Origin of the sequence: Sulfurospirillum diekertiae (genome assembly GCF_002162315.1) — a bacterium.
Taxonomy (GTDB): Bacteria; Campylobacterota; Campylobacteria; order Campylobacterales; family Sulfurospirillaceae; genus Sulfurospirillum.
In genome coordinates this window covers 814,752-837,747 of record NZ_CP021416.1, presented here as the reverse complement: position 1 = coordinate 837,747, position 22,996 = coordinate 814,752, and the positions used below count along the sequence as shown (strand labels likewise).

The window sequence follows — 22,996 nt, the reverse complement described above, 5'->3', positions numbered from 1 at the left end:
AGAGTGAGCCTCTAAAAAGGTTAAACGATGACACAGCAGACACACCAAAGCGCAGGAATGAAATGGTGGCGAATGACTCGACCACACACTTTAACCGCTTCGTTTGTCCCCGTCATCTTAGGCACAGCCTTGACGTTGGAATACACCTACACGGTACGATGGAACCTCTTTTGGGCAATGCTCACAGCCTCCATGCTGATTCAAATCGCTACCAATCTTTTCAATGAATATTTTGACTATAAACGCGGGCTCGATACGAAAGATTCCATCGGCATTGGCGGTAGCATCGTGCGCGATGGCTTTGAGCCTAAAACCATTTCCAATTTAGCCAAACTCTTATGTCTGATTTCTCTGTTTATCGGGCTTTACATCTGCATCCATAGCAGTTGGTGGGTTGGACTCTCTGGCATTGGCTGTATGGCGGTTGGGTATTTGTATTCGGGTGGGTCTAAACCTATCGCGTATACGCCTTTTGGAGAAATCGCCTCTGGGCTTTTTATGGGGCTGTTTATTCTCTGGATCGCCTTTTTTATTCAAGCGGACACCCTCACGATGCGCGCGGTGCTCATCTCACTGCCCATCGGCTTTTTAGTGGGTGCGATCAATATGGCAAACAACCTTCGAGACTTAGACAACGATCAAGAAAAAGGACGACACACCTTACCCATCGTTTTAGGATACGAACGAGCGGTTAAAGTCTTTAGCTACGTCATCGCCACCGCGTATCTGTGGATGGTCGGTTTGGTTTTGGCACATGTCATCTCGTTTTGGGCACTGCTGGTTTTCTTGAGCCTCCCCAAAGCCTTGCGAGCCATCCTTGGCTTTAAAATCAAAAGAACCGCTCTTGAGCTAATGCCCGCCATGCAAGCAACCGCACAACTCTCAACCCTCTTTGGACTGCTTTTGTTTGTAGGGATTATTTTGGAGCATGTGGTTTAAGAATGAATCCGTACTAGCTTCAATTAGTACCCTAAAATTCCCTCAAAAGCAAGCATTTCTTTTTATTCTCTTAATGTTTTTATATCAAATATTTATCAATAATAGGTCTTAAGTAATCTTTATCAAAAGTTCTATTCTTGAATAGAGATATTTGTTCTTTTCCTGTAATTGTTTGATATGATTGAGCCGCTTCAAAGAATATTGTTTTTGCTTCTTGATAAATAGCATCTAAAAAAAGTTTCATTATCTAATTCTTCAAATAATTGAACCTTTCTTTTTGAAAATGGATTGTTTCTAGTAGGAGTATTTATTATTAAATTGGAAGTTAATTTTTGAACTTCTTCGTCTTTAACAACCACTCTTGACATCATCAAGGAACTCACAATATGTAAAAAAATCAAGCCTCCTTTTGAAATCAAGCTTCTAATACTATCAGTATAAGTGTTAACTCTTAAATCTGAATTTTTCATTGTCCAAATTTTTTGATATAGAATAGTTGTATATTTATATATGTCAAAATCTGCTGAATCATTAAAAATAGAATCATATTTAGTTTGAGTTTCAAAGAGTGTAGATGTATCATTCATTGCAATTATAGACTCCTTGTTTATAACTGTATGTACTATTTGTGCCATTTTTAACAAACCAATTACTTTATTGCCTGTAAACCCTTGTCTTTTATAAAAATTTTCTCGTCTTTCATAGTATATACCAACATCTTTAAGAAATTTTTCTATATTTCGTTGAATATTATCATTAGCTTTTAAACTAATTGATTTTACTTGATTTTGAGAATTTGTCGCACTGATAATATCAGTTTGAATGTCCAATTTATTAGTTTTTACAATTTTCACAAAAACTTTTAAAGTCTCTGGTAATCTTTTAATTTCGTTAAAGGCATAATGAAGACAATGAACAGTTTGACATCCATTAACAATTTGTGGATTAAGTATGCTATATTCGTTATTGCCTAAAGGCTCTATTGAATCTCCAATAATAGTTAAACCATTATTCATAGCCCAAAAATTTTCAGCACCTCTTTGGCTTTTTGCAGTTTCAATAATTGAATTATTTATTTTTTTATCTTCTCCTAAAAAATATCTAACATTTCCCTCGGTTAAATGACTTTTAAAATTATTTTCTTCATCTAATAAGGAGTTTATTAAATCATTTCCAGCAACTAACCCTGTATAACCACTTAATTCAATACCTCTTTCTTTTATTTCAAGTGGCTGAGAACTAAACTTTATTTCAATAGCTTCCTCATGTTTTTCAGTCAAGTCTAAAAGTCTTTGAGCCCCCCAATATTCAAATTCAAAAGGAATATGTAAAGAATTATTTTTTAATTCATCTTGTAAATGTAATATTTTTGCTGAAATATTTAGTTCTGTGGATATAGTTGCATAATACACTTCACAGCTAAAGCTAGCCCGTTCTCTACTTGATTTTCTAAATATTGTGCGTATTAACTCAGCCATCTCTATAATATCTTGATTTGCACCTATTACACGAAGTTTATCTAAAGGTAGTTCTAAATTAAAGATTTCTTCAATCCCTTCTTTCAAATTTTTAAATCCAGTAGTTGAAAATCCTGTTTCTTTTTTAGCTTGAAAAAATTTTACTTTAATACTACTTTCTTTGTTAATGGGATGATTTTCATCTTTTACGAGCATCCCATTACAAAATACATAGCAATGATCAATACCTTCATCACCAGATTGCCCCATAATTCCATCAATTAAATCATCGATTTCTAATCCATATAAATATTTTAAGTTTGCAAATGAAGCAACAGCAATTTCAAAAACATTCTTTTTTATTGACTTTAATTCAGGGTTGTCATCAAATAGTTTATCAATTTGATCATCAAGTAATATTTTTAAACTCATTTTGTTCCTTATTAAATAATTTTTTATATTACTCCCTTCAAAAAGAATATGAAATAAAACAATAAATATTAAAGCTTACCTTTCAATTTTTTTTCAAAAAGTGCTACAAAAGAACTCTTTTATAATATGTAATACTTTAAAACAAAGAACAAAAATGAGCTAAACTTTTAACTTATTACTCTCTGTCTTTCTTTACATGTAAACCTAAAAAATATCTTCTCACCTTTAGTCTCCCCAATTCTTTTCTTTAAATCTAATTCTCCCCATGCTATAGTAACACCTTCATTTTCACAAGGATTCACATGCGATATTTGATTTTAATGACGCTAATTTGGGCATTTTCATTTAGTTTTATTGGCGAAGTTTTGGCAGGTCAGGTTGATAGCTATTTTGCAGTGTTGGTGCGTATTGGCCTCTCGTCACTGGTTTTTTTGCCTTTTACAAAATTTCGAGGTGTTCCCACAAAATTAAAGCTTAAAATCATGCTGATTGGCAGTGTGCAAATTGGCTTCATGTATATCTTTTTCTATCAATCCTTTTTATTTCTTACCGTTCCTGAGGTCATTCTTTTCACCATTTTTACACCTATCTATGTGACGCTGATTTATGATGGACTAAAGGGGCAGTTTAAACCGCTGTATCTTATCAGCACAGGTGTGGCGGTTTTGGGGGCGTATATTATTCGTTATCAAAACGTCAATTCTGAGTTTATTACAGGCTTTTTGATGGTTCAAGGGGCGAATATCTGTTTTGCTCTTGGGCAAAGTGCCTATAAAAAAGTAATGGAATCCAACACAAATATTGTACAACGTGATGTATTTGGTTACTTTCACTTTGGAGCACTGCTTGTCAGCATCGTTGCGTTTGGACTGTTTGCCAACACCGATAAACTCTCACCTACTTTGATACAATGGGGCGTTTTAGTGTGGCTAGGGGTTGTCGCTTCGGGTCTTGGGTATTTTCTGTGGAACAAAGGCGCATGCGAAGTCGATGCAGGAGTGCTTGCCATCATGAACAATGTACACGTTCCCGCAGGGTTGATTATAAACCTTCTCATCTGGGGAACGCCGACTAATTATCCCTTACTGACTTTGGGAAGCGGTGTTATTGCCTTTTCGTGGTGGTTACATCATCTTTTTATGAAGCACTATCATACGACATAATCGTAGCGGTAAGTTGGATTTGGACGTCCGGGTTGCAGGCATTTGGAAGCTTCGATTTTTTGAGCAATCTCATTGCCACATACCTTAGAAATGACCTCAGCTACGATACGATCTAACGCTGCTGGATTCATTTCAACACGTGCATTCAACGTCATTTGAGCCTGATTTCCGCTTCCTGCACTACCTCTTACGCTAAGAGTCTCACTCTTTCCTGTCACATTGCCTATGTTATACTTTTTGTCTGCTTCGAGTAACACTTTGACATGCCCAACGGTTAAGTTTAAAGCATCAAACCGCTCTGCCAAGCTTTTTAACACTTTTTGCGTGAACGTGTCCCAATTCACAGAGTGACCTTTAAGCGTTACTGTCGTGTTAAGCCATCCAAGTACAGCCTCTCCTTGTGCGTAAATATCATAATCAACTTCGGCTAAGTGCGTTCCTGCTACTGTAGAATGGGTCACTTCATCAAGCCACAGATCCAAGCCTTCACCACTTTTAGCGCTTAAAGAGAAGATTTTAGCCAATGGCCACCTCTTGGCAACGCACCTTTTTAAGGTTTCAAGCTCATCCGATGTCAGTAAATCTATTTTTGTGATGACAATCATATCGGCTTCATCAAGCTGTTTTTGAAGAATATACGCCGAACTTTCATGAAGCCCCGATGCACCACCTTTGAGTATAGCGTTCAATCGTTCGGGATCGACTAAAACACTCAGCGGCGAAACGATCAAATCCTCTTCAAATTTTTGTTTTAAGGGCTGCATAATCGTGGCAGAAAGATCCGTGCAACTGCCTACAGGTTCAGCAATAATCATCTCCATAGCACCTTTTGCTTTGAGGTGAGAGATAGCCTCTACAAAACCATTAAAATTACAGCAAAAGCAGCTACCACTGACCTCTGTAACGCAACTGAGAGAGCGCTCAAGAAATGCTGTATCGACCAGTCCCGATGCTTGATCATTGGTGATTAGACCAACGTGTTTGCCTTGTTCGCTTAGCATTCGTGCTGACTCACACAGCAGCGTTGTTTTACCCGCTCCCAAAAATCCACCTACTAAAATAATACGTGTTTTCATCATCATCCTTTTTATTGGCAGTCACATTTTTCACATTTGTTACGCATTAGAGGCTCAATGAGGTGTGTAAATAAAAATCCCGCACTCATTCCTCCAAGTAAAGGAGCAAGAATGTAGACCCAAAAGAAACCTCCAACTTGATCGGGAAAAGATGCTTGTTTCCAGCCAAATATCCATGCAACCATGCGGGGACTAAAATCCCGTGCGGGGTTCAGACCTGCTTGCGTTAAAGGGGCGATAAGACAGATGATGGAAGTGACGGCTAGCCCTATGAGAATGGGGGCTATATTATCATCGGGTCGTCCCAAATTACAGCTCTCTGTCAAACAGAAGATGATGAGCACAAGGCAGAACGTCCCAAATCCTTCTGCGATCATCGCCAAGGGCATCGAGACGATAGCGGTACTGTTAGGGAGTTGATAATATTCACCAAACATTTTTGCGATCGCAATGGATTCTTGCGTACCACGAACCATGTGATGCGCATTTTCAAAGGCCACAATAGAAGGATTAAAGAGCGCATACACCATCATGCCTGCACTAAAAGCGCCAAGAAACTGCCCTATCAGATAAACAGGCATTTTTTTGATCGTCATTCTTTGGCTCGTCACCATTGCCAACGTCACGGCTGGGTTGAGATGTGCGCACGATAAATGACGTGCTGCGTAAATGGCAAGACTAACACCCATACCCCAAATCGTCGCTATTTGGAACAATCCTTGATGGGCATTAAACAACACCGATACGGCAACAGAGCCACATCCAAACATCACCATCATAAACGTCCCTAAGAATTCGCCAATAAATTCACGTTTATATTTCAGCATTCGCTCTTACCTACTTTTAAAATATCGGGCACTCTTTTCCGTAGCAATATTGGTTAAATTTCTTTTGGTCGCATTTGACTTCTGTTTGTGCCAGAAGCTTTACATGTAAAAAGGTTTCGGACAACGATGACGCGATATTTAGGGCTGTCCAGACTTCTCTATGACAACAACGCGCCGCTTCGTACTCAGCGATTTTACCGAGCACAGCATACGTTACTTTTTGAGCAGCAGAACGTGCTTTTTTGGCAACGGGTGAAGCCTCCAATACAATCGCAAAGCCGATACCAACTCCCGAAGCCGCACCGCAAATCCCTAAAAATCCACACGCGCCACCCATAATACTAGAACCGCGTAAAATCGCTGTTTTAAGTGCATTTTCGGGGAGTTTCCCACCGCTATTTTTATACGCTGTCACGATGATGGCAGGCACCATGGCATGATGTTCAGGTCCGTGTTTTGGGATGCTGGGGTGCTCTCGTATCTGCGCAAAAAGTTTAAGCATATCACGCTCTTTAGACGTAGCGCAGATGTGTTCGATGACGGCTAACGCTTCTTTTGCATGACACGCATCGCACACATAATGCCCCTCTTTACATGTAACGCTTTGAACGCTCATATTTCCACAGTAGTAACATGTCACTTCGTGCGGTGAGGTAGTGTAAACAAGCGCTGATGAGCAGACCATACAGTTATGGTTTTTCTTAGACGTTACATGAGAAGAAACTTTTGCTGTAGGATTGAGTAAAAGGCTTGGTTTGGACTCAGGTGGTGTCGCACAACAACAGCTTTGCCCCTCTTGGTTGATCACACTGCCTTTGTCATCCAAAATAAATAGCTCACTTTCTAACTTCTTTGCCAAAGACTCATTGATACGTGTTTTGATGCCTTTAAGAAGCACAACTCCATTTTCAAAAACAAGGCTTTCAGCAATCCCTTTATAGATAACATCAACCTGTCTTTGCACGTTTGATTTATGTGCAACAAACGTAAGTGAGTAAAACATATGCCCTTGTACTTCGCGGTAAACAAAGCGCTTGATAAGCTCCACGTTTTCAAAACCACTCTCGCGAAGCAGTCCTAAAAGATGCACTTGTGTCAGTGCTCCACCGATGCACTCGCCACTCAGTTTTGCGTCATTGCGGATGATGGCGCTTGCCTCTTCATCGCATACAACATCCGAAACTACGAGCCTTCCACCCTTTTTAAGTACCCGAAATATTTCTGCAAACAGTTTACGTTTGTGACTAGAGAGATTCAGCACACAGTTGGAAGTGATGACATCAAAACTCCCCTCTTCCTCTGGCAATGCTTCAAGATAGCCTTTGGCAAACGTGAGGTTGTTGTAGCCCAGACTTTGCGCCACCTCTTCTGCCCCGCTTCGCGCGATTTTCAGCATGGAGTCGAGCATATCAACACCCACGACGCGTCCCGTTTGACCCACCAATTTAGAGGCAATAAAACACTCAATGCCTCTGCCAGAACCCAAATCGAGCATGGATTCACCCTGCTTGAGCTTTGCATCTAAGATAGGACTGCCACAGCCATACCCACGAAAGCGCAAATGCGCAGGAATATGCGAGAGGTACTGCTCTTCGTAGCACGCAGGATTGAGTATGTCTTCTTTGTCCTCCAATGCTGCATCATGGTAAAAAGCTTTCACAAGGCGCAACGACTCGCTCTCGCCTGTGGCAAGTAGACAGTTGGCATGGGTATGCGCCACACCCTCATTCGCACCACAACTGTACAAGATGTCACCCATTTCCAAACACAAAGCAGGCTTTACATGTAAAAGCTCAAACCGCTTCGCCTCTTGCATGATCAGCCACAAGGCAAGCTTTTCCAAAAGTGGCTCATACGGATCATCGCCCATCAACGTTTTGGCATGAGAAAAGCTGTGGTCTAAGTCACCGCCACCGAGTAAAAAACGAAAAGGAGAAGTGAGAGACGTAATAGAATGCGATGCAATCGCTTTAGCCACCCTACTTTCAAGCGCTTCAGCGATGCTTTTGCCTTCCATTAAAAGTTCATTTTCGCCTACCATCGCCGCACTCGGGTAAAAGTGCCCATCGTAGCCTAAAGCGATGGAACTGCGCCCTGAACTAGAGCCGTCGTGTACCGTGCCTTTAGGGGCGAAGATTTGCGTTTTCAGGGCTTCAAAATTGTCGATGACCAAGCCTAATTGTTGCGCTTTTTCATAGGCATGTATCAGCGCCTTAAAGAGTATATCTTGGTCTATCAAGCCCTCATTTTCACCACGTCCACGTGAAAAATACCACAAGAAATGCAGATGCCCTGCTTTAAGTTCACTTGCCAATGCCACAATGGCTTCTAAACTGTGAATATTCAGCGGATGCAAACACACCGATAAAGAGAACGAATAACCCGCCTTTTGAAGCCAAAGAATATTATGTTCAAGCTTGTCAAAACTTCCCTGCCCACGAATGGCATCATGCTCTTTGGACAGACCATCAAGACTGATTTGAAAATGCAAACGAGAGGTTGGAAACTCTTTACATGTAAAGATTTTTTCAAGCAACATACCATTGGTCAAGATGACCACTTCGGTGTCGCTGAGTGCTAAAATCAACTCCACCAACGCCAACAACTCAGGATGCACCAACGGTTCACCACCACTGATGATAAAAAGCCGACAGCCCAGTGCGTACGCCTCTTTTACATGTAAAGCAATGGTCTCAAAATTCAGCGTATCTTTTTCGGTGGGAGAAGAGCTAAAAAGGCAATGCGTACAGGAGAGATTGCAACGATTGGTCAGATGGATCCAAAACTCTTGTAGCGATGTTTGAGAAGTTGATTTTGGTATATAAACCAAAGGGTTTGGCTCAGAAATACGACGTTTTAACGCCTCATGCGCAAGGCTTTTTGCTTCACTTTGTAACAAAGCATCCGCACTTGCATTGGGTACAAACCAGTCCGCACTGTAACGATGCACATAAAGGGGTCTCTCCTCAAAAACAATGCGTTGCCAATTACTTTTCATACGTTTCCAACCTTTTTTTTACACGTTGTTTTAAAACCATCGAAACGACCACAAGCACAACCAATAAGCTCACTGAGATGTAAAACTCTCTGCTTCCAAAACTCAGCGATTGCGCGCCGATGTTCGCATACACCAGTACACCTGGCATCATACCCAAAAGCGTTGCAAAGAAAAAATCACGGTAGCGAATCGTTGAAAAGCCAGCGCTGTAACTGATGATGTTAAACGGCACAAGCGGGACTAAACGAAGCAGTAAAATCATCACAAAACCATGCTTTTGAACGCTTTTTTGAAAGTTGATGAGTTTTTCATGCGCCAATTTTTCACGCATTTTTTTGCCATAAAGCCGTGCAAGGTAAAACGACAACGTACCGCCGCACAGTGCGCCTAAAACGATGTAAACACTCCCCCATACAAACCCAAAGATAAGTCCACCTGCAAGAGCCAAAATACCATCGGGAAAGAAGATAAGCGGTGCGAGTGTGAAGAGAGCTATGAAAATAAGCGGTGCGTAAATGCCAAAGCCCAGCACAAACGTTTTGATTGATTCGACTTGCGCGTAAGAGAGCACGCCATTTTTATAAAAGACAAACATCAAAATGCCAAAGGCTAAAAAAAGTATGACCTTTTTTATGTGTTATCCTTTAAAGCGCTGATCATTTGACGTGCGCTAAAACGGTTGTACCATTTTTTTAAAGTTCCTTGCTCTTTTTGCTTCATCTCAAATGTTGGGTTAAAGATGAGATCGAGTAGATGCACCCCATTTTTCCCCCCTTTGTTCATCGACTCCGCGCAACTTTGACAGTAACTGACGATGCTTTCACACTCAGTTTGGCTGGCACGCGTGCGCATTTGCTCATGCGCTAAAGCAGAATTGGTCAACTCCAACATACCGCCACTTCCGCAACACAGCGTCTTCTCACGATTTTGTTTAAACTCTTCATACGGCAGACCAATCTGCGCTAAAAGGGTACGGACATCGTGATGAATCTTTTTTTCATACCGTGTGGGACAGGGGTCATGCAATGCCATTTTCAAAGTATTTTTATGGCGCTCCTTGGCGCTTTCGGGAAGCCCAATTTCCACTAATAGTGAATAAAGTGAGACAATTTTAATGTGTGGTGCATAGGTTTTGATGCTCATAAAGCAGTTCTCACATGCTGTAACCACGGTGGTTGCGCCCATTGTGTCAAGATCGCGCTCAAGTTGTGAGTGGTAGATTTTAAACTGCTCCATGTCACCCATAACACGTGTCGGAGTGCCACAGCACTGTTGAATGATACCTATGCCTGAGCATTTGGATTGTAAATAATTAAAAACGGTGTGAACGAGGCTCGGAGAGTACGAGCTTAGCGCACATCCAGCATAAATGCCATATGGGTGTACTCTCCTTGTGTAAACTTTTTTGTAGTAGAAAAAAGTTTTGAAAAACTACTTTTTTGATGGAAGATGACTCCACCGTATCCATACTTTTTCAACACTTTTTTATCTTCAGCGTAGTTCTTTTTAGACGCTGTGAAGATCGCCCCAAAGTCGATGTCACGAGGACACATATGCGCACATAAACCACAATTGGCGCATGAAAATGCCATTTGAGAGCTGGGAATCTCCGTGGTAAATTTTGTGAGCAATTTTTTGGGTGAGATGGTGAAGCTGTACAACATCGGGCAACCCTTCATACAACTTCGACAGTCCACACACTCGCTCTCGTAGGTTTTTATTTTACTTTCCACGATACACTCGCTTAATCAGATAAATCAAAATTGAGAGGGAGAATAAAATCAAAAGTCCATACACAATCGTTTGAGTACCACCTGTGAGCATCTCTCCCGCATACGAGTACACAAGCGTTGCAGGCAGTTGCCCCACACCTGTGGCGATCAAAAAAGAGCGAAGACTCATTGACGTCAGTCCTGCGGCGTAACTCACCACATCAAAGGAGATAAAAGGTAAAAGGCGTGCTATCAAAATAGCATAGGTGCCATGCTTCTCAAAAAAAGCATCAACACTCTCTAACGCCATCTTACTGGTCAGCTTTTCAACCACTTCACGCCCTAAAAATTTGGCGATGTAAAAGCACAAAAGTGCTCCCACCATGGCACTCACCCATGAAAGTGCAGCTCCGTACACCCAACCAAACAGCGCCGCATTCGCAAACGTAATAAGAAATGCGGGCAAAGGAGCAACAACAGCTTGGAAAACCATCAGGGCAAAGGAGATCAAAGGCGCTAAGATGCCAAAGGAGAGAATGTACGCTTTAATCTTTTCAATATCAAGCCCTTCGAACAACCCCACCACATCAAAAAAATAGTTTCTGCTTTGAGGGCAGGTAAAAAGAAGGGTAAGCGCGACACCGACAAAGAGCAGTATCGCGATTTTGCGTGGTTTGAGCATTATTTACTGACGGCTAAAACATCTTTGACTTTATCGCGCGGCCAACCGTATTGTCCATCTTTGAGGGTTAAAAGGTTGTCTTTTTTAACACCTTTGGAGAGATAAAAATCATAAGCGCGATCCGCTCCTCCACCACCCCTTGGACAAACAATAATCACTTTTTGACCCTCTTTGATTTCGGGGAGCAGTGCGGCAAGTCTTGCTTTTTCATCTTCTGTTTTCACAGGGTACGCATACGTCGCCAATGCACCTTTTAAATGTTCCTCATCAAAATCAGGCTTTTCTTGAATATCAACAAGAACGATTTTAGAAGCATCTTCACGTATCAATTTTGCCGTCTCATCTGCTGTAATGTAGTTGTATTTTGAGTTTTCTTTGACCTTTCCACCACAACCAATCAATAATAAAGCCGCAATTGGCAACACAAAAAATGAAGCAAGTTTCATCTGTTCTCCTAAAGGGAATTTTTACATGTAAGGATTTTGGAAAGTATCAAAAAGAGCAGTTTCATGTCACTTTTGATGTACGCTTAAACCTTAAGCCATTACATGAGTTATACGACATGATAAACTGTTACGACTTAGAAAAAGGTTAACACGGTCAATGTTTGTTGACTGTTTTGCTATAATGGCGCTTTTACATGTAAGGATTTGAGACATGCAAACCGAAAACGAGATTATTGACTATATCAAGAAGACAACAGCTTTAAACACATTTTTTAACCCTACGCCTTTGCATGTCAGTGAAATTGGAGATGGTAACTTAAATTTTATCTTTCGTGTCAGCGATGAGAGAAAAAAAACACTCATCCTCAAATATGCAGCACCCTATCTTAGGCTTCTTGGTAAAGATTTTCCTTTGCCACAAGAACGCATTTGTGTGGAGATGCACACGCTCTCTTACTTTAAAACTATCGCGCCATCATTCATTCCGAACATTTACCATTGTGATGAAGAAGCATTTTGCTTTGCGATGGAAGATCTTGTGGAGTATAAACTCTTACAAAGTGCTCAGTTTGAGCAGTTTATTCCGCTTTCCATTTACACAAAACTGGGCTTATTTTTAGCAACACTTTATGCTAAAACACCACCGAAAAAAGATGAGCGTTACTACGAAAATGCTACGCTAAAACGTATCAGCGAAGAGTATATTTTTATTTTTCCCTACATTTCCAATCACCCTGCTTTAGTCTTGCCATCTTTCTTTTGCTCCAAATCAAAAAGTGCGCTTTTTTTACAAAATATCAATCTGCTTTTAAACCTCTTTCAACAGGAGAAAGAGTGTTTGATTCACGGTGATTTGCACACAGGCTCTATCATGATAAAAAATGAAAACATCGCCATCATTGATGCAGAGTTCTCTTTTTTTGGTCCTTTAGGATTTGATGTAGGAACACTTTTAGCACACATCCTTTTGGGTGAAATCTACACCCTTTTTGAGAAAAAACCTCTCCAATTCAAACCCACCATTTCCGCTTTTTGGAAAGCCTTTGAAAAAAAAGTGGGTGGCGTACCTGAGCACATTTTACAGCAGAGTGTCGGCTTTTGTGGAGCAGAACTTTCACGCCGTTTGGTCGTACCTGCCAAAGCTAAACCCCTTGAGGCGATTCGTTCTAAGAAAGCCAAAACAAAAGCCTATGTGCTGTGCGAAAATCTGAGCATTGAGCTGGTTGAACACTTTTTACATGTAAAGAGTGTGGAAGCGTTTATCGCTATTGTGGAGCGCCATTTATGTGTCAAAACGCACTGATTCTTTTTTTAAAAGCGCCCCTTGTTGGTCGAGTAAAAACACGTCTTGCACAGCACCTTGGTGACGAAAATGCTACCGCGCTTTATCGCCTTATGTGTGAGCAACTGCTTTGCCTAACAGCGCCACACGATGTCGATGTTATCGTGGCATATGACGATGAAGCACATTCGCCTTTACCTGCTTATTTGGAAAACAAATCTCTCTTTTATCAAAGAGGCAAGGACTTGGGTGAGCGTATGAAAAATGCCTTTGAAATAGTGTTTGAACAAGGATATACGAGTGCTATTTTGGTGGGTTCGGATATTCCCGAAGTGGATGAGCATATTTTACAAGAAACGTTTACGCTACTTTCTCACAACGATGCCCTACTCTCTCCTACGCTGGATGGGGGTTACTATTGCATTGGTTTTCACGCACACACCTTTTGCCAAGAGGCGTTTTGGGGTATCACGTACAGCCAAAAGGATGTCTATGTCAAAACGCTTTCAAAGATGGAACATCTTCGCGTTGCCAAAGGTGCGATGCTCCGTGACATCGACACCTTGGATGACCTACGCGCTTTTACATGTAAAGATTTCACGACACCGCTAGCACACTTTGCACGGAGTGTTTTAAGCACATTATCCCACATCAGTGTCATCATTCCCGTCTTCCATGAAAACGAAACACTGCTTAAAACCCTAGCACATTTACGGAAGATGGCACAAAGTCAAAACTATGAGATCATCGTGGTCGACACGCATGAAAAAACAACGGTGGAATGTTTAGCCTTACAAGATGTTCACATCATCCTCGCCCCAAAAGGAAGAGCCTCACAGATGAACGAAGGTGCACGCAAAGCACGTGGTGAGATTTTGCTTTTTTTACATGCCGACACATTGCTTCCAAACGCATGGGATACTCTCATCAAAGAGTCTTTACATATAAACAAAGCGGGGGCTTTTTCACTGGGAATTGACGATGCGCGCTATGCTTTTCGCTTTATCGAAACCATGGCAAATCTTCGCACCTCTTTCACTCAAATTCCTTATGGCGACCAAGCCCAGTTTTTTCAATCATCGTTCTTTAGAGAGCTAGATGGTTATGCCAAAATACCGCTGATGGAAGATGTGGAGATCATGAAACGCATTAAAAAACAAGGCGAGAAGATCGACCTTTTAAAGCCCAAAGCCTTAACATCATCCAGAAGGTGGCAGAAAGAAGGCATCCTTTACACGACGCTTCGTAACCGCATTTTGAGTTGTTTGTATTGGATCGGTATTTCACCAAAACACTTAGTTAAACACTATAAAACACACCAAAAATAAATTGAGTATAATTGACTGATATTTTTATTGATAGGAGGTGATCTATGTTAGGGACGCATGACCTTTGGCTTTTCATCCTTTCAGGCTTGCTTTTAAACATTACACCGGGGGTTGATACGCTATATATTGTCGGGCGTTCAAGTACACAAGGATTTCGTGCAGGATTTTTTGCAGCCCTTGGTATTGGTACGGGGTGTCTGGTACATATCTTGGCAACAACGATTGGACTCTCAGCTTTGCTTGCAACCTCGGCAGTGGCATTTAGCATCATTAAAAGCATCGGTGCAGCTTATTTGATTTACATTGGTATCACGATATTGCGCTCACCTCAAACCCCTTTACATGTAAAGACAAAAACTGCCCATCAAACATTAAGAAACATCTTTTGGCAAGGCTTTCTTACCAATATTCTCAACCCAAAAGTAGCACTTTTTTTCCTTGCATTTTTACCACAGTTTGTAGATATTACCGCCGATAACAAAGCAATGAGTATGCTGTTTTTAGGTATTTTATTTGACATCAATGGAACAATCTGGAATATCATTGTCGCATGGTTAGCCATGGTGTTTATCTCAAAATTACACGCGCATCATACCTTTGCACTTTGGTTTAACAGAAGTATCGGTGCACTTTTTTTTAGCGCTTGGTATCAAACTTTTACACGAAGAACTTTGAGTTTAAGTTATCTTTTTGCCAACATCATTTTAAAAATTTCATACAGTTCAGGGAACGTTTCAAACCCTTCGATGCCTAAAAAAATGTCCGCCACGTGGGATTTCAAGAAGAGCACTGTCAAGTTTGACACCTATGTTTTTGCTTACAAATGGCGGTACATACATATCGTTGTCCGAGAAGATGACATACTTCTGAGCAATACTACGTGAAAGCTTGGCAAAATCCAGCGTAACATCAACGAACGAATTGAGATTGGGGAAAACTTCGAGAGGTTTATCAAAAGGTGAAACCAAGATCATACCACCAAGGGCAAAGCTCTCTTGAAGGCTATCAAGGTAACGCAAAAGGGTGATGCAGCCTAAACTGTGTGCGATAATAAACGTTTCGTTGCTCGGCATGCCAATTTTATCGTGAAGTTTTTCAAGCCACGTATCCATATCAGGGGTTTCAGGTGTTGGCATATGCAACACTGCAACTTCGATGTCATAATCGGCATGAACTTTTTCGACAAACCAAGGAAACCAATGATCCGTTGGCGAAGCAAAATAACCATGAATAATATAAACTTTTTTCATTCAAGCCTCTTATGCAATCTTTTAAATATAATACATTAAGAGTTTAAATAAATTGTTACACGTCTTTTTTTTTCGTCCACTTGATTGCTGCTATCGACCATCGCATTGAGGCTTTTTTTTCAGCTTTTGCAACATACGATTGACATGAATGAGATTTTCAGCGGACTGAATCGCAATGTCTTCCGTGGCATTGACATTTTTGTCAAATGTCTTTTTATCATGCTCATCAATTCCCATATCTTCAATGACATCTTCCACATCTTCCGCAAGTTGCTGGAGTTGAGAGACCGCATTTTCAGCTTTTTTGAGCGCATCTTCGGAATCTTTCATCGCGAGATTGACTTTATGGACAAAAAGTGAAATGTGCGAAGAAGCTTCTTGCAACTCATCTTCGCTGTTGGAGGAGAGCGTGACAGGTAGCGTTGAAAACTTACTTACATCGCCATGTGCTAGCTCTTTGGCCTTTTGAACAAATCCCTCTAAATGCTCAATAATCTCTTTTGACATGACGAAGGCATAGACGATAATAATGAGTCCAACCAAAAGTGCAATGTACTGAAATTTGAGGAACATATCGTTCTTTGCTTCGCTATGGGCAGTGTAAAGCCAAACCGCCTCGTCCATCGCGTTGAGCAGCTGCACATTTTTTTCATACACATACGCCATATGCTTGTTAATCCCATTTTCCACAGCAATCACATGCTCTAAATAAACAATGTACTCTTCCCAATACGCGTTGTTCTCTTTGACAATAGCATACACTTCAGGAGAATTTTTTACCGCAGGGTCATCTAAAAAGCTTTTAATCGTTTTGTTATACAGTGCTCTCGCATCAGAGAAAACCAGTAAATCTTGAGCATTTGCCAAGCGCAAATAGCGGTTTACATAGAGTCCCATACGTTGAGAAAGCATGCGTTGACGACCTGAGAGATCGATGTGAATGTTGCTCAGATTGGCTTTGACCATGCGTTGCACGACCGTATCTGAAAGCATCAGCAGTTTTTCGATGCGAGGGGTCAGCACTTCCATATCGGGGCGCACCTCTTCAATCCCACTTTTAAGCGCTTCGACTTCTGAACGAAACGGAAGCCACAGTGCCATGACCTCTTCGAGTTTGGCTTTAATGCGTTCATTTTGCGGGGCATAAATACCTTTGGCATCATTGCCATACAGCAGGTCTTTCAGACTGCTTTCAAAAAGACCCACCGCGGTATTGAGCTCACGAAAGTCATTGGTATGGCGATGTACGATGAAAAACGTCTCTTTACTGATCTTTTGCGAAAGCATACGCTGTTTACCCGCAATGTTGATGATATAGGAGTCTTTTTTGCTCATCTGATTCATCATCACGGTTAAAGAGATAATGAAAATAATCACGAAAGAGAGCAGTCCACCTGCTAATTTCATTTTGGTACTAATCGTTGTTGGCTTAATCATAATGTCCTACTCATAAATCTCTTTTAATTCTTGAATATTCAAGATGACCACACTGTTTTTTTCGATTTCAATCGTTCCATTACGGGTGAGTTTGTTTAAAATACGTGAAAGTGTCTCGGGTTGAATGTGTAGCATATAGGCAATTTCATGTTTTTTTAGGCGGTTAAAGGTTTCAAGCTCATTAACGAGCATATGCGCCACTTTTGCTGTTCCATCGAACACAACATCACGGCTAATAATACACTGCATCTGCTGAATCATTTTAAACGACTCTTCCAAAATCTTCGTCATCAAACGATGATTCGCATAGATCATCGTACGAAACGGCTCACTCTGGATGGAAAGCACCATACTGTCTTCCAAAAATTCCGCATTCGCGTAACAGCTGATGAAAAAACTGTCGATCAGCTTGGAGACGTTGAAAATGAGCGAGTTTGAATAGAGTTTGTAGAGAAAGATTTCATTGTCGAAACGATCCACCTTGTAAAACTTGACTGAACCGTTGATGATATAATAGATCGAATCTTTGGTGTCTTTCTCATAAAAAAGTACGTCACCTGCTTTGTGATGACGTACCGTGCAAAAGGAGGCGATCTTTTCGATATCTTCATGTTCTAGCGCATCGAACAGTGGCAATGAAGCGATCAGAGATAAAGAATCATTTGCCATTGAACTCTCTTTAAAATAATTTATTTAGTAAATGTAGCATTTTCAACAATAATTTTATAAAAATAACCCGAGCCAAAGTCCTTATCAATGGTAACAACACCCGTTGCCGTTACAATATCTCCCACTTTTGGGAGTTCTTTTGAGGTAAAGACGATGCGCCCTACTTCACTTCCCTCACCCGTACCATCTTGAATATGAATCCAGTTACGTGAAATGATGTTCTGTGAAGCTTTGACAACCTTACCGCGAATTGTAATTGTTTTGTCTTTCAAACTGGCACGTTTTTCCCATGCCTCTTTGACACTTATTGTATCCTTTTGTTTGTAAGGAGACTCTTTCACTTGCTCTGTAATTAAAGCAAGATTACCAGCTTCTGGAACGTTGGTGCGGTGTTGAAGGTTGGATGCAAACACGACCTCATCAAAGGTACGATTTAACGCCTTACTTTGAAAATTTTTAACTCTCATCTCTTCGGTAAAACGGACTTCTGTCCCTTTTTCGATTTTCACGCCCTCAACGGCAACCCAGTATTTTTTCTTCGTGTCATCAATCTGCAAGTACGTGTATCCACCGCCATCAATCGTATCGACCACAATGCCTTCATAGACATCGCCTGCGTAAAGATTGCCGATGAGCGCTAGTGAAAGTGCTAGTAATTTAATTTTATTCATTTTTCTTCCTTTAAATTTTTATTTTTATACGACAGTACAATCAAACAAGCAACCACGCCACTGCACACATACACCCACGTAGGAATGGGCACAGGATCTCCCGTAGCATAAGAGTGCATGCCTGCTAGGTAAAAATTCACGCCAAAGTAGGTCATCAAGATGGACGCAAAGCCTAAAAGTGAGAGCACGGCAAAAAGATAGTGTGAATAAAACCGTGGCACAAGTCTTACATGTAAAATGAAAGTGTACACTAAAATAGAAATATACGCCCACGTCTCTTTAGGGTCCCAACCCCAATAGCGTCCCCACGATTCATTCGCCCAAATACCGCCCAAAAAGTTACCGATGACCAAAAGACTCAAGCCCAAAATAAGGGTGATTTCATTAATCGACGTGAGGTGTTTGATGGTCGCAATAATTTGCGTGGAGCGTTTACATGTAAAGAGAATCAGCGTGAAAAATCCCAGCGCACAGCCGAGTGCTAAAAAACCATAACTGGCGGTAATGATGGAAACATGCACCGAAAGCCAAAAGGATTTGAGCACAGGCACAAGGTTGGTGATCTCTGGGTCAATGTGCCCCAAATGTGCGACAAACATAAAAATGCCCGCCATCATGACCGAGCCTGAGAGCGCAAAAAGGGAACGACGCATAAAAAGCATGCAAAAAAGCAGACACGACCATGCGATGTACACAATGGACTCATACGTGTCGCTCAGTGGTGCATGACCGCTCACATACCACCTCAAAGCCAATCCACAGGTATGCACGACAAACAGCGCTGCAACAATAAAAAACAGCGGTCGAGTGAGTTTACATGTAAAGGTTTGTGGCGCAAAAACACGCCCAAATGCAACGCCTAAAAGCACCAAACCTAAGAGCACATACGCCATAGTTAAACGCTCAAAAAGCATCAGTTTATTAAAAAGTATTTCCATGTTGATGTGTGTGGGTGAAGGCATAATATCGGCGCCATAGTGGGTTTGAAACTGTGAAAATGTCTTTACATGTAAAAGTGCTTTGTCATAGTCTCGCTCAAACAGTGCCTCGATAAAGGCGGTGGAACTCTCTTTAAGTGTTTCAGCTTCCTCTCCCTCTAATTGCGCAAACATCTGCTCAAAGGCAAGCCATGTGTGGTGTGTATCATTAGGCAGTGGGAAGATTTTAAAGAGAACGCCTTGGTAGAGCATAAACGCAATGCTCAGGCGCTCATCGACTTTGATGAGATCGTTTTCAAACGTCCCACGCTGGCTGGGTTTGATCGCCAGTGCTTTTTGAAGTTCAGCCTCTAACTTGTAGCGATGTCCATCAAAAAAATCATTGAAGGAAGCGAGCTTTTGATCGTTTCGCACGCCAATGAACGCTCGAAGTTTCGGCGTTTTGGTCTGAATCATCGGAAGGTTTTTCCACAGCGTTGGATGGGAAAGCATGCCAAGTGCGATTTGCATGGCATCCATATCGTACAGACTATTGTGACCGCTGAGTTTATACAGTACCTCTTGGGAAAGTGTATCAAAGGGCTTCATGCGTCCCATACGCGACTGCACGACCAGTTTGCCAAACGCGTCACTGACCACTTTACTCTTAACCTGATGCTCACTCAAATAGTTTTGTACATACTCGCTCTCACACCACAACGGTGTTTGCACCACCAAAACAAGCAGCACCAGAAGCGAACTGCTTTTGACCTCAGCAATAAGTTTTCGAAAACGTGATTTGGGGTCTAAAAGGTTAAAGATCAGCCCTAAAAAAAGCAATGCATACCCCACATACGTCACCTCAACGCCAGGGTCTTTGGTGACGGAGAGAATCGTGCCTTTTTCATCGGGATCGTAAAAGGTTTGAAAAAATTTATACCCTTTGTAGGTGAGTGTATGGTTCATAAATATCTGAGCATCCAGCGTCATGTTGCCATCAAGCACACGAACGTCACTGGTATACGCTGAAGGCGAACGACTGCCATAGTAACGCTCTAGCTCAAAATGGTTAAGATGCACGGCAAAAGGAAGGGTGATTTCTACATTTTTATCGTTTGAAAAGATGACATTGGAGCTTGAGCCTTCGCGGATTTTCATCACGCCATCCACGCCCAAAAAATGGGTTAAACCTGCGCCAATGAGGATGAGAATAAATGTGGCATGAAAGACAAAACGGCTTACATGTAAAAACATTTTAGATCGGTAAAGGACAATGGCAAGATTAAGCGCGCCCAGAGTTAAAAATGCTTCGTACCAAATGGCATTGTAAACATAATGACGCGCTACCGCTGTGCCAAAATCATTTTCAACAAAGGTTGCTACCGCGGCACCTACAGCTAAAATGAAAAGTAAAAACAGTGTCGTTTTGTAAGAGCCGAAAACTTTGAGCAACACGTTTGTCCTTGGAAGAAGAGTGTGACACACTAAAAGTGCCTTTGGAAGTTTTAGTATATCACAAGGCAAGAGAGAGATACCTCTCTCTCTTGTTTAGAATTTACTTCTTAGTTTTGTCGAAGTAAGAAGATTTAACATCAACAGAAGGATCAAGAGCAACGGAATTTGGAGCGAGTCTGCCTTTAGCAGCTGCCTCTTTTTTCCACTCTTTCTCAAGCGTTTCTTTAAATTTCAACTTTGCATCAATCTCAGCTTGGAGATTGACTTTTGCGATTTTTTGTGCTTTTTCTTTCGTATCAAAATCAGGTGCTATATAATCCATCACACCATGTTTGGCAAGAACACTGACCAATTTAAGGCGTGCTTGTTGGGCTTGCTCATTCGCAGATCCCAAAAGCCTTAAGACCTCTTCAGGAGCATGGAAGAATGCACCATGACCTGCAATGGCCATATCACCTCTCCATTGAGCATGACGGATGAGTGTACGGATCTCTTTAAGTTCATCATCACTTGCGCCTACTTCCATCGCTTTGCCTGTTTCAAGATGCGCTTTTGCAATATTATCAAACGCGATATCCATCATGAAATCTTTTCGCTCTACTTTTTGTTGTACGATACCTTTGAGTTTATTTTCACTCTCTCTATGGCAGTTCATACAACTTTTATCCATATTTTTAAGAGGATTTCCAATGTTGTGATCAGAATATTTAACAGCACCTTCTTGCGTATAAGGCATGTGACAATCGGCACATGAAACACCTTTTTGTCCGTGAATTCCCGTTCTCCAAAGCTCCCAATCAGGGTGTTGCGCTTTAATCATTGGTGTCTTAGAAATACCATGTACCCAGTCAGAGAAGTTAATCTCATCATAGTATTTTTCCATCGCTTCTACGGTTAAACCTTTGCCATAAGGAAGGGTCACCACCATGGCTGTTTTATCAACGCCTTTGGCATCTTTCCATTCTGTCTTTTTAAAGTAGTATTCTACGTGACATTGCGCACAGACTAAAGAGCGTTTCTCTTGGTGAGTAGACTCTTCGAATGTTTTAAGCCCTGCTGCTTGCAAGCCACGATTAAGATGAGGAACACGAACGCTTAACTGCGCTGTTTTGTCATCATGACAGGTTGCACAGCCAATTGGATTAACCACTTGCGCGCCGTATTTTGCCCATTTACCTGTAAAGTATTCTAATTCACCATCTTCTTCAATCAAACGAGGAACATCAGGTGATTTACATGTCCAACATGCGGTTGGCAAAGGACCTGTCTTTGCATCGGTTGGAGCCCCTGTTCGAAGGGAGTTAACGTTATCTTGAATAGCATAGAAGTGACCACGTGGAGCGTTATAATCTTTTGAAAAAGGATACCCAGCCCATGCAACAACAAGGTAAGGTTTTTGAGCAAGCATATCTTTGAGATTATCTTGTTCTTTGGTTTGCTTCCAAGAATCAAACTGTCTTGGGTAGTATTTTGCCCACTCTTCACTTTTTGCTTTACCTCCGATGCCTGCTTCACTTGGAGCTTTAGCCAATTCGACTCTTTGTTTCTCTTTTTCAGTTATGTTGCCAGCCAGTAATGCCATCGCGCCGATAGCGACCAATGAGCCAACAAGTAACACTTTAAACTTCATCATTATTTCTCCTTTTACTGAACTTCTTTAACGCCAAGATTATTTGGCGTAGTCGTCAAACCTCTGACTTTACCATGCGGTACACCTTTATGGCACTCCCAACAACGTCTGCCCGTTGCTACACTTGGATCGTCATAATTGTGATTTGCATCGGCATTTTTAACCATTTGTGAGGTTAAACTCGCATGACACGAAATACAATTCTCCTGAACTCTCTTCGCTCCATCATCACTGATTTTAATGGCATTTTTGTACGTATTGAACGTAAAAGCAACACTGTGGTTATACCCATCGCGTGCTTTTGCAATGTACTTATTGACCATATTATCCCGTGGCAAGTGACAATCGATACACCCAGCCCGCTCAGCGTGTGAACTGTGTTGCCATGTTGCGTATTGCGTATTCATGACGTGACAGTTGATACAGGCTTTGGGATCATGGGAGAGATACGACAGCGCTTTGGATGCATGCACCATGTAGGCAAAAAAGCCTATGGCTATGACAAAAACCAAGAGTGCCGTGTACTTTAGGAAATTACTACTTTTCACATTTCCTCCTTCATAGATGCCTTACGAAACCAACTTCGCATAAGAAATCTAATGTTTTGTGTTCTTTTACATGTAAA

20 protein-coding genes and 1 pseudogene are annotated in these 22,996 nt (G+C 41.3%); 5 read left to right on the top strand and 16 right to left on the bottom strand.

Annotation, left to right across the window (positions count from 1 at the left end; all coding sequences use genetic code 11):
* Positions 1–27: 27 nt before the first annotated feature.
* Positions 28–939 carry a 1,4-dihydroxy-2-naphthoate polyprenyltransferase gene (locus Sdiek1_RS04185; RefSeq protein ID WP_087438035.1) on the top strand — a complete coding sequence of 304 codons (912 nt, stop codon included), beginning with the start codon at positions 28–30 and terminating at the stop codon, positions 937–939.
* A gap of 191 nt (positions 940–1,130) precedes the next feature.
* Here Sdiek1_RS04185 and Sdiek1_RS04180 read toward each other — a convergent pair whose 3' ends face one another.
* Complete coding sequence (locus tag Sdiek1_RS04180) at positions 1,131–2,828, bottom strand: AIPR family protein (protein ID WP_087438034.1); 1,698 nt, start codon at positions 2,826–2,828, stop codon at positions 1,131–1,133.
* A gap of 302 nt (positions 2,829–3,130) precedes the next feature.
* On the opposite strand from Sdiek1_RS04180, the gene Sdiek1_RS04175 reads away from it, so the two are divergent.
* On the top strand, positions 3,131–3,991 hold the full coding sequence (locus Sdiek1_RS04175) for a DMT family transporter (protein ID WP_087438033.1): 861 nt from the start codon (positions 3,131–3,133) through the stop codon (positions 3,989–3,991).
* On the opposite strand, the gene Sdiek1_RS04170 is transcribed toward Sdiek1_RS04175, so the two are convergent.
* The 8 genes from Sdiek1_RS04170 to Sdiek1_RS04135 are packed head-to-tail and all read right to left on the bottom strand — an operon-like array spanning position 3,979 to position 11,732.
* Positions 3,979–5,067 carry a GTP-binding protein gene (locus Sdiek1_RS04170; protein ID WP_087438032.1) on the bottom strand — a complete coding sequence of 363 codons (1,089 nt, stop codon included), beginning with the start codon at positions 5,065–5,067 and terminating at the stop codon, positions 3,979–3,981. The genes Sdiek1_RS04175 and Sdiek1_RS04170 overlap by 13 nt on opposite strands.
* Before the next feature lie 11 nt (positions 5,068–5,078).
* Complete coding sequence (locus Sdiek1_RS04165) at positions 5,079–5,894, bottom strand: MIP/aquaporin family protein (protein WP_202819583.1); 816 nt, start codon at positions 5,892–5,894, stop codon at positions 5,079–5,081.
* Between the two features lie 16 nt (positions 5,895–5,910).
* Entirely contained in the window at positions 5,911–8,892 is a 2,982-nt protein-coding gene (locus tag Sdiek1_RS04160; RefSeq protein ID WP_087438031.1) for a DUF5714 domain-containing protein, read from the bottom strand.
* Complete coding sequence (locus Sdiek1_RS04155) at positions 8,882–9,487, bottom strand: TVP38/TMEM64 family protein (protein WP_087438030.1); 606 nt, start codon at positions 9,485–9,487, stop codon at positions 8,882–8,884. The genes Sdiek1_RS04160 and Sdiek1_RS04155 overlap by 11 nt, the downstream gene beginning before the upstream one ends.
* A gap of 35 nt (positions 9,488–9,522) precedes the next feature.
* A complete protein-coding gene (locus Sdiek1_RS04150) occupies positions 9,523–10,263 on the bottom strand; it encodes a heterodisulfide reductase-related iron-sulfur binding cluster (protein ID WP_238099268.1) in 741 nt (246 codons plus the stop codon).
* The gene (locus tag Sdiek1_RS04145) at positions 10,242–10,556 is read right to left on the bottom strand and encodes a 4Fe-4S dicluster domain-containing protein (RefSeq protein ID WP_161491982.1); all 315 of its coding nucleotides are present in this window, start codon (positions 10,554–10,556) and stop codon (positions 10,242–10,244) included. The genes Sdiek1_RS04150 and Sdiek1_RS04145 overlap by 22 nt, the downstream gene beginning before the upstream one ends.
* Positions 10,557–10,614: 58 nt before the next feature.
* The gene (locus tag Sdiek1_RS04140) at positions 10,615–11,286 is read right to left on the bottom strand and encodes a TVP38/TMEM64 family protein (protein WP_087438028.1); all 672 of its coding nucleotides are present in this window, start codon (positions 11,284–11,286) and stop codon (positions 10,615–10,617) included.
* Entirely contained in the window at positions 11,286–11,732 is a 447-nt protein-coding gene (locus tag Sdiek1_RS04135; RefSeq protein WP_087438027.1) for a rhodanese-like domain-containing protein, read from the bottom strand. The genes Sdiek1_RS04140 and Sdiek1_RS04135 overlap by 1 nt, the downstream gene beginning before the upstream one ends.
* Before the next feature lie 211 nt (positions 11,733–11,943).
* Between Sdiek1_RS04135 and Sdiek1_RS04130 the strand changes: the two genes are divergently transcribed.
* From Sdiek1_RS04130 to Sdiek1_RS04120, 3 genes and pseudogenes are all read left to right on the top strand, one after another.
* On the top strand, positions 11,944–13,035 hold the full coding sequence (locus Sdiek1_RS04130; RefSeq protein ID WP_087438026.1) for a phosphotransferase: 1,092 nt from the start codon (positions 11,944–11,946) through the stop codon (positions 13,033–13,035).
* On the top strand, positions 13,017–14,342 hold the full coding sequence (locus Sdiek1_RS04125; RefSeq protein ID WP_087438025.1) for a TIGR04283 family arsenosugar biosynthesis glycosyltransferase: 1,326 nt from the start codon (positions 13,017–13,019) through the stop codon (positions 14,340–14,342). The genes Sdiek1_RS04130 and Sdiek1_RS04125 overlap by 19 nt, the downstream gene beginning before the upstream one ends.
* A 44-nt stretch (positions 14,343–14,386) precedes the next feature.
* A pseudogene (locus Sdiek1_RS04120) lies at positions 14,387–14,920 on the top strand (LysE family translocator); the annotation flags it as partial.
* 156 nt (positions 14,921–15,076) lie between these two features.
* On the opposite strand, the gene Sdiek1_RS04115 reads toward Sdiek1_RS04120, so the two are convergent.
* From Sdiek1_RS04115 to nrfH, 7 genes are all read right to left on the bottom strand, one after another.
* A complete protein-coding gene (locus Sdiek1_RS04115; protein ID WP_087438024.1) occupies positions 15,077–15,592 on the bottom strand; it encodes an RBBP9/YdeN family alpha/beta hydrolase in 516 nt (171 codons plus the stop codon).
* 90 nt (positions 15,593–15,682) lie between these two features.
* The gene (locus tag Sdiek1_RS04110; RefSeq protein WP_238099149.1) at positions 15,683–17,029 is read right to left on the bottom strand and encodes a type IV pili methyl-accepting chemotaxis transducer N-terminal domain-containing protein; all 1,347 of its coding nucleotides are present in this window, start codon (positions 17,027–17,029) and stop codon (positions 15,683–15,685) included.
* A gap of 6 nt (positions 17,030–17,035) precedes the next feature.
* A complete protein-coding gene (locus Sdiek1_RS04105; RefSeq protein ID WP_087438023.1) occupies positions 17,036–17,698 on the bottom strand; it encodes a Crp/Fnr family transcriptional regulator in 663 nt (220 codons plus the stop codon).
* Between the two features lie 20 nt (positions 17,699–17,718).
* Positions 17,719–18,369 (bottom strand): hypothetical protein, encoded by a 651-nt coding sequence (locus tag Sdiek1_RS04100; protein ID WP_087438022.1) that lies wholly within the window; start codon positions 18,367–18,369, stop codon positions 17,719–17,721.
* Positions 18,366–20,741, bottom strand: a complete 2,376-nt coding sequence (gene ccsA / locus Sdiek1_RS04095) for a cytochrome c biogenesis protein CcsA (RefSeq protein WP_087438021.1) — start codon at positions 20,739–20,741, stop codon at positions 18,366–18,368. Before ccsA ends, Sdiek1_RS04100 begins: the two co-directional genes overlap by 4 nt.
* Before the next feature lie 100 nt (positions 20,742–20,841).
* The gene (gene nrfA / locus Sdiek1_RS04090) at positions 20,842–22,374 is read right to left on the bottom strand and encodes an ammonia-forming cytochrome c nitrite reductase (RefSeq protein WP_087438020.1); all 1,533 of its coding nucleotides are present in this window, start codon (positions 22,372–22,374) and stop codon (positions 20,842–20,844) included.
* 11 nt (positions 22,375–22,385) lie between these two features.
* The gene (gene nrfH / locus Sdiek1_RS04085) at positions 22,386–22,919 is read right to left on the bottom strand and encodes a cytochrome c nitrite reductase small subunit (RefSeq protein ID WP_087438019.1); all 534 of its coding nucleotides are present in this window, start codon (positions 22,917–22,919) and stop codon (positions 22,386–22,388) included.
* Positions 22,920–22,996: the final 77 nt, after the last annotated feature.